Here is a 4119-nt window from a genome sequence, read left to right as displayed (position 1 = left end):
GATGGGGAGATGGGCTTGTCCTGAGCGGAGTCGAAGGGGGGAAACCGTAGGGTGGGTTAGGCCTGAAGCAAATCCTGGCGGAGTCAACCAACCGCAGCATGGGCCGTAACCCACAGGGGAGCATGTTGCCCAGATCAGGGAGGACTGGGCGTATGGCTGTACCGAAACATCAAACGGCCATCAGACGATAGCCGAGGCCATGGACGGTTTCGATGAAATGGCGGTGGGCACCGGCCTGCTTAAGCTTCTGGCGCAGGGCTTTGAGATGGGCCTTGACGGTCTCTTCGCCGGGGGGGTCTTCCAGGTGCCAGATCGACTCCAGGATGAAGTGGCGGCTGAGCACGCGGCGACCGTGGCGCATCAGCAGTTCTAGAATGGCGAATTCTTTGGGGGTGAGGCGAATGGGCGTCTCCTGGTAGGTGACGTCGTAGGTGGCGGGATTGAGCTCTAGATCGCCCCACTGGAGGGTAGTGGGTGGGGTCATCTGCCCCCGCCGCAGGAGGGCGCGGATTTGGGCAATCAGTTCGGACAGATCAAAGGGTTTGACCATGTAGGCGTCGGCCCCGGCATCGAGGCCCGCTACCTTATCGGTGCTGGTGTCGCGGGCGGTGAGCATCAGCACTGGGGAAGAGACACCATGCGATCGCAGCCGCTGACAGAGGGTGAGGCCATCCACCAAGGGCAGGGTGACATCTAGCAGCATCAGGTCGTAGGGCAGCAGCGTCATGTGCTGCCAGGCCACGGCGCCATCGTAGGCGACATCGACGGTGTAGCGCTGGGCTGCGAGCGCTTCCGACAGCGATACCGCCAGATGATGATCGTCCTCAACCAACAAAATCCGCATGGTCAAAGGTCTCCCCAGAGTTGCAGGCTGCGGTAGTTGCCGTTCTCTGATGGTGGGAGGATTTGGCCCTGGAGGTTGTAGTTATCAATACATTCGCGCTGTCGGGTCTGGGTATCCCTCACCCCACTGCGCCAGGTCTACGAGATTACGCCCCTGCCCTCCAGCAGCCTCACCGCGTTTGACGATGACGAGTTCTCAACCGCAGCGGCAGTCAAAGGATGACTAACAACTGCCACCAGAGACATTACTCACTGGCGCGGCAAAACAGAACCTTAATAACAGTCGGCTTGATCCCATTGCCCAAAGCACCAAGAAAGGCTATTAATACCTCTATTCTCAAAGGAAAGCATTCGGTTCAGTATTTTTTGAAGAAAAGATAAGATTCATTTCTCTTCTGTCCTAAGATGTTGTTTCATCGAGGCAATTCATATTGAGTAAAGGCTATAATGACGGCATGAGTTGACCTCGCTGAGTCTAGATTCAACACTTCAGGGAATGGGTCTTGAATTATCGCGATCTGGCCCCTTTACCCTGATCAGATAACTTCCGCCATGCTGGCGAAATCCTTTGGTTTGCAGGCTTCCTAATTTCGCATCAATTATCTGGACATTTAGTTTGCCTCAAGTGAGGTGATTTAATTCCCCTAATTTCAGGCTTTAGTTCGGATTGTTTAGGTCAACTCAATCTGTCTCAAATTTACTAACACTACGTCCTCCCGATCAGACATTTGGAGGGATGCTAGGGATGGTTTTTATCCGCCACTGCTCTGCTTAGAGTTTTATCTCAATCCCAACTGGCATACCTGAAGTTTATTCTCTGCGGTGCAGGGCAGTAGGCGTTTGTTTTATTTGTCTAATGGAAGCGATATTGCGCTTTTTCGGCCCATGAATGAGTCATCCTTTTTAACTGCATCTCATCCCGGTGAGGAGGATCAACCGCCTCAGCCAGCCGCCGTCGTCGATCTAGGTCAGCTGTCGCTAGGGCATACCCTGGTGTCGCTGCTGGACATGGGTTGTGACCACAATCCCAACGAACTGGCGCTCAACCAGCGATGGCGGCGGCGGTGGCACTCGGTCTCAAATCAGGCCCTACGGCAGGAGGTTGAGGAGATTGCCCTGGGGATGCGATCGCTGGGGTTGCGCCAGGGCGATCGCATTCCCCTGGTGATGCACAGCGACCTCGATTTTTGCCGGGTCGATCTGGGCTGCCTGCTGGCGGGTCTGGTGGATGTGCCCGTTGACCTGACCCAGACGATCGAAAATATTCTGTTTATTCTCAACCACACCCAGGCCCAGGTGATGGTGGTCGCCAACCTGGAACTGCTGGGGCAGCTGGTGCCCTACCTGGGGGAAGCCACCACGCTACAGCGCATTGTGGTGGCTGAGGTGCCCGCCGACTGGGCTACCACCCGTGCCAGCCTGATGGCATCGGCTCCCGCCGCCGCTCCCCCGGCGGTGCCGACCCCGTGGGATTGTCTCTACATTCCTCAACTGTTGGGAGAGGCCCCAGCGGGCAGTCCCCCCACTCCGGCGGTGCCCCCCTGTATTCAGCTGATCTCCCTGGCGGAGGTGCGGGAACAAGGGCAACAGCGGTGGAACGCTGCAGCGGTAGCAGACTTGCGAGCCGCGATCGCCCCCGCAGACCTGGCCACCATTCTCTACATTGCCAGCGCCACCCAGCGGCCCAAGGGGGTAATGCTGACCCACGAAAACATCTCGGCCAATGCCCTGACGGCGTTTAGCAGTTTTCCCCACCTGGGGCGCGGCGCAGAGGAAACGGCATTGCTGTTTTTGCCCCTGACCCATATCTTTGCCCGGGTGTTTCTCTATGGGCACCTGGCCTACGGCCACACGATCTATCTCTCCGACCCCAACCACCTGATCAAGCATCTGCGGTGGGTGCGCCCGACGGTGATGATCACCGTGCCGCGCCTGCTAGAAAAGATGTACGAGCGCCTGCTAGAGCGGGGGAATCAGCTCAAAGGAGTCGATCGTCAGGTGTTTGCCTGGGCCTGGAAGCTGGCTCACCGCTTTGATGTAGGGCAGCCTCCCCGAGGTTTGTATGCCAGGCAGCTACAGCTGGCCGATCGCCTGGTGTTTTCGAAATGGCGGGCTGTCTTTGGCGATCGCATCAAAGCGCTGATCTGCGGCGGGGCGGCCCTGCGGAGCGAGCTGGTCAACGTTTTTACCGCCGCCGGGCTGCCCGTGCTCCAGGGCTATGGGCTGACGGAGACCGGGGGCGTCGTTTACTACACCCGTGGGGCTGCCAACCGGGCGGGCACCGTCGGTCTGCCCATCGCTGGGGTAGAGCTGGCCCTAGCCCCAGATCACGAACTTCTGATTCGGGCGCCCTTTGTAATGCAGGGCTACTACCGGGCACCCGAGGCGACCCAAACCACCCTCGACACCGAGGGCTGGCTGCACACGGGTGATCTAGGGACTCTCGATGCCGACGGCCTACTGTCGATCACCGGGGTAAAAAAGCCCCTGTTCAAGCTCTCGACCGGGAAGTACGTGTCATCGCAGCTGTTGGAAGCCGCCGTAATGGAGTCGCCCCTGGTCGAAACCGCGATCGCCGTCGGCGCCAACCACAAATTCTGCGGCATGTTGATTTTCCCCAACCTGGAGGCGCTGGCTGCGATCGCCCAAGCCGCCCACCTCGACACCGAGGCCCCCCACTGGTGGCAGCATCCCACCCTGCTGGCCCACTACCAGGGGGTGATCAATACCGCCAACTGCCACCTGCCCTACTGGTCTACCGTGCGCCAGTTCCACCTGGTTGACCCCGAGCAAATGCCCCAACCCCGCCGAGACAACGGTGGCCGCCTCCCCAACGGCGATCTCAACCGCGCCTGGGTGCTGACCCACTACGCCGTCGCCATCGACACCCTCTACAGCCAAGCCGCCCCCGCTCTCCCGTCCCTAGAACCGCTCGACCCCCTAGACACCTCGATTCCCCTCACCTGCCCGATCAATGCGAAATCTCTGCTTAAGACTTAATGCCAGTAGGGAGGCCGGGGAGCAAGGGGGCGGGGGGCGCGTAGGTTGGGTAGAGCGTTAGCGGCACCCAACCAGTCGAGACATCAGGAGTTTGCTCTCGTTCTACTAAATGCTCGTCTGTGGGTTACGGCCATTAGCGATTTTGGATTGGCGATTTTCGGGCTGTAGAGCATCGGCGGCGATCGCTTCAGCGCCTTTTGGAAATCGCGCTCGACCCGGGCATTTTTGTCGCCGTCGTCAGCGGGCCGATCGAGCAGATGTACCCGCAAGCCNGCA

The 4119-nt window shown here is 59.1% G+C and carries 2 protein-coding genes; one reads left to right on the top strand and one right to left on the bottom strand.

The window, feature by feature from the left end; translation table 11 throughout:
* Positions 1 to 169: 169 nt before the first annotated feature.
* Positions 170 to 844, bottom strand: coding sequence for a response regulator transcription factor (locus IQ254_RS29960; protein WP_193969794.1), 675 nt, complete (start codon positions 842 to 844; stop codon positions 170 to 172).
* Positions 845 to 1728: 884 nt separating this feature from the next.
* On the opposite strand from IQ254_RS29960, the gene IQ254_RS29955 reads away from it, so the two are divergent.
* Positions 1729 to 3843: a long-chain fatty acid--CoA ligase gene (locus IQ254_RS29955; RefSeq protein ID WP_193969793.1), complete on the top strand. Its 2115-nt coding sequence runs from the start codon at positions 1729 to 1731 to the stop codon at positions 3841 to 3843.
* Positions 3844 to 4119: the final 276 nt, after the last annotated feature.

It is taken from the genome of Nodosilinea sp. LEGE 07088 (assembly GCF_015207395.1).
Classification (GTDB): domain Bacteria; phylum Cyanobacteriota; class Cyanobacteriia; order Phormidesmidales; family Phormidesmidaceae; genus Nodosilinea.
This window is presented reverse-complemented; position numbering and strand designations above follow the sequence as displayed.